The following is a 2,622-nucleotide window of genomic DNA, read 5'->3' on the forward strand; positions in this document are numbered from 1 at the left end:
GTCGTGGCCGGCCGCGGGTCCCCGCGCTCCTGCGCGGGCGCGCCCCCGGCCCGGCGGGCCGGGGGACGCACCGTCCTGTCTCAGGTCACGGCTTGCGGGCGATCGCCCCGTACATCGCGATGTCCTCGTCGCGGATGTCCTGCTCGCCCGTGCCGTCCGGGTTCCACTTGTGGACCTGGACGATGCCCGGCTCGACGAGTTCCAGGCCCTCGAAGAACTCGTGGGCCTCGTCGATGGTGCGCAGCCGCATCGGCATGTCGCGGGCCGCGTACTCGCGGGCGACCCGGCCCACCTCCTCGGGGGCGAACTCGGCGGTGCCGATGGTCATCGCCAGATAGCTGCCCGAGGGGAGGGGTTCGAGGAGCCGGCGGACGATGCCGACCGCGTCGTCCTCGTCCAGCACGAAGTGGACGATCGCGATCACGGTGAGCGCGACCGGCTCGCTCAGGTCGAGGGTCTCCAGGAACTCGGGGGAGCCGAGGACGGTCTCCGGGTCCTGGAAGTCCGCCTCGATGTACGCGGTCCTGCCCTCGGGGGTGCTGGCAAGTAACCCCTGGGACAGGGTGAGGACGATCGGGTCGTTGTCCACGTAGACGACCCGTGACTCGGGGGCCACCGACTGGGCTAGCTCGTGGAGGTTGGGGGAGGTGGGGATGCCGGTTCCGATGTCGAGGAACTGGCGCATGCCCGCCTTCTCGGCGAGCCAGCGCACCGCGCGGTTCATCCAGTCGCGGTTGGCGCGCATGTGGACCGGCAGGGCCGGCCACTCGTGCGCCATCGCGTCACCGGCCTCCTTGTCGGCCGGGTAGTAGTCCTTGCCGCCGAGGATGTAGTCGTAGATACGCGCGGAGTGCGCGTGCTCGGTGTCGATCCGGTCGGCCGGCCATCCGTTGTCGGGCAACGCCGTCCCTCCCATCAAGTCGTTCTGTCCAGGTGCACGATCGGGCAAGGCCGGGGGTTCGGCAAGTACCGGAACCCCCGGATCCCATAAACAGGTGGAGCGTCAACGAGGCGTGGCAGCAAGCAGGTTGAGGGGTTCAGAGCAGGAAGTCGGCCTCGCCCGCCTTCACGCCGGCCAGGAAGGTGGTCATCTCACGGGGGGTGAAGAGCAGCGCGGGGCCGTCCGGGTCGGTCGACTGGCGTACGGCGACCCGGCCGTCGGCGAGCTTCTTCACCTCGACGCAGGCGCCGCCCGCGTCGTCGCTCCACGGCCGGTGCCAGTCCTGGGCGCCGAGGTCGCGGGCGGGCATGCCGTTGCGGACGTCGTTGTGTACTCCGGTGGTCGTTGCCTTGGATATGCGGTGGTGCACGTCAGAGCTCCTTGCGTAGCGCGCCGAGGAGGGCCTCGGTCTTGCGGGCGGGCGCCGACTGCGCGCCCAGCCGGTCCAGGGCCTCGCGGTAGACGACCACGTCGTCCCCCTTGTCGAGGTACACCGCGCCCACCAGACCGCTGAGGTAGACGATGTCGGGCAACTCGGGGGCCCTGAACCGGAAGAGGTGGAACGCACCGGCCCGCATCGCCGGATGCGGGCCGTTCTGGAACGGCATGATCTGGACCGTGACATGCGGCAGCCGGTTCAGCTCGATCAGGTGGTCGACCTGGGCGCGCATCACGTCCGGTCCGCCGACCGGCCATCTGAGCACCGTCTCGTCCATCACCACCCACAGCCGGGGCGGCTGCGGGCGGGTGAGGAGTTCCTGGCGGCGCATCCGCAGCGCCACCCGCCGCTCGGTGTCCTCCGCCGCCGCGTGCGGGTTGCCGGCCCCGAGCAGGGCGCGGGCGTACTCCTCGGTCTGGAGCAGGCCGTGCACGAACTGCGCCTCGTACGCGCGGATCTGGAGCGCCGCCTGCTCCAGGCTGAGGTAGGCGGCGAACCAGTCGGGCAGGACGTCGCGGTAGGTGTGCCACCAACCGCGCTTGTTGGCCTCGCGGACCGACTTCAGGAAGGTCTCGATCTCCTGCTGGTCCCGTACGCCGTAGACCTGGAGCAGCTTCTCCACATCCGGCAGGCGCAACCGGGCGACCTTGGCGGCCTCCAGGCGGCGGATCGTGGAATGGCTGACACCGATCGCCTCGCCCGCCTGCTCGAACGTCAGCCCGGCGCGCGTGCGCAACTCCTCCAGCTGTCTGCCGAGGATCATGCGCAGTACGGAGGGGGCGCCGCCCCAGTCCGTTTCCGCGGTCACGCCCACCACCCCTCACACCGAGCCACAGAGGTCATGTCGATCTGGATTACGGGTCCTGAGCGCTTTCGTTCAAAGAATGCGCGTTGTTGTGCGAGTCGCTTTGTGAGCGCAGTCTGACACGATCTTGGCGCGATCGGGGTCAGCCTGCGCCCCACAAATTGCAAATTTCAACTTGATGGTTGCGAGGTGTTGTTCGCGGATGCCACAGTGGACGTACCGTCACGGCTTCGGTGAACGCTGAGGCCGCGCGGCCAGGTTGGGGGAGATGTGGCCGCAACTCAGCGCTGTTCGACGCGAGTTGCCAGAGCTCGCGCCGAGTGGCGAGACGGCCGTGGCACCGGCACCCCACCGGTGCGAAGGGCCAACGAAAGGCATACGGCGATGGCTCCGCCCACCCTCCCCCAGTCCCCGGACCGGTTAGCCCCGACCATGTAC

3 protein-coding genes are annotated in these 2,622 nt (G+C 69.3%); all 3 read right to left on the bottom strand.

Annotation, left to right across the window (positions count from 1 at the left end; translation table 11 throughout):
- Nucleotides 1-85: 85 nt before the first annotated feature.
- The 3 genes from P1P70_RS43235 to P1P70_RS43245 all read right to left on the bottom strand — a co-directional run bounded on the left by P1P70_RS43235 (nucleotide 86) and on the right by P1P70_RS43245 (nucleotide 2,187).
- Nucleotides 86-901 carry an SAM-dependent methyltransferase gene (locus tag P1P70_RS43235; RefSeq protein WP_319247779.1) on the bottom strand — a complete coding sequence of 272 codons (816 nt, stop codon included), beginning with the start codon at nucleotides 899-901 and terminating at the stop codon, nucleotides 86-88.
- A 136-nt stretch (nucleotides 902-1,037) separates the two neighbouring features.
- A complete protein-coding gene (locus P1P70_RS43240; RefSeq protein WP_045559951.1) occupies nucleotides 1,038-1,250 on the bottom strand; it encodes a DUF397 domain-containing protein in 213 nt (70 codons plus the stop codon).
- A 61-nt stretch (nucleotides 1,251-1,311) separates the two neighbouring features.
- On the bottom strand, nucleotides 1,312-2,187 hold the full coding sequence (locus tag P1P70_RS43245) for a helix-turn-helix transcriptional regulator (protein ID WP_319247781.1): 876 nt from the start codon (nucleotides 2,185-2,187) through the stop codon (nucleotides 1,312-1,314).
- Nucleotides 2,188-2,622: the final 435 nt, after the last annotated feature.

Origin of the sequence: Streptomyces sp. MB09-02B (assembly GCF_033794485.1) — a bacterium.
Classification (GTDB): Bacteria; Actinomycetota; Actinomycetes; order Streptomycetales; family Streptomycetaceae; genus Streptomyces.

Coding starts and splice junctions, on each gene's coding strand:
- P1P70_RS43240 (WP_045559951.1), bottom strand. CDS start 1,250: ATGCCCGCCCGCGACCTCGGCGCCCAGGACTGGCACCGGCCGTGGAGC.